The organism is Aliihoeflea sp., assembly GCF_052435475.1.
In the GTDB taxonomy this organism is placed as follows: Bacteria; Pseudomonadota; Alphaproteobacteria; order Rhizobiales; family Rhizobiaceae; genus Aliihoeflea.
On the sequence record NZ_JBQVMV010000055.1, the window covers coordinates 1 to 567 of the forward strand.

The window sequence follows — 567 nt, forward strand, 5'->3', positions numbered from 1 at the left end:
CTTTTCGGCGATCGAACAGGAAGCTTGGCGCGCGACCGCTGGGCAGGCTCTGCGTGACGAAGCGTCCTTCTCCCGGCCGAAGCTCGGCCCACAGAGGATCGAGAACTTCGACCGCTTGCGCTGGTCGTGTGATCGGAGCGTGTGAATGGCTGTGCAACGTTGGCTGTTCAGCAGCCAGATGACCCGCTGGCGGTTTGGCGGGGTCGATGCCCGGCTCACCAATGCCCTTTGGACGGTCAGTTTGGTCAACAGGCGGTGTCGCTCCATTTTGAGCGCGGGGCATCCTGTCGTCACCCCCGACACTGAGTTCGGCCTTGAAGTCTTCGAGCGCCTTCTTTCGACCCAGTTCGACATATCGTTCGCGCAAGAGATCGGCATTGTCGACGATCACGGCGTCATATCCGAGGCCGGCCGCCTTACGATGAACCTGCTTGTTGATTGCGGCGATGTGGCCGAGTGGTGAGTTTTCGTCGGCACCGGCCTCAAGCGCGCGCAAAGCCATGCGCAAGGCTCCGGCAATCTGCGCTACCGGATTGTCGCCTGGAAACAGGAGATCAGGTTCGAAGT

1 protein-coding gene is annotated in these 567 nt (G+C 61.0%); it reads right to left on the reverse strand.

Features of this window, described 5'->3' with window-relative positions; all coding sequences use genetic code 11:
* The coding region (locus ACT6QU_RS19515; RefSeq protein ID WP_444837036.1) for a hypothetical protein at positions 1 to 502 on the reverse strand (502 nt) is incomplete at its 3' end.
* Positions 503 to 567 lie beyond the last annotated feature (65 nt).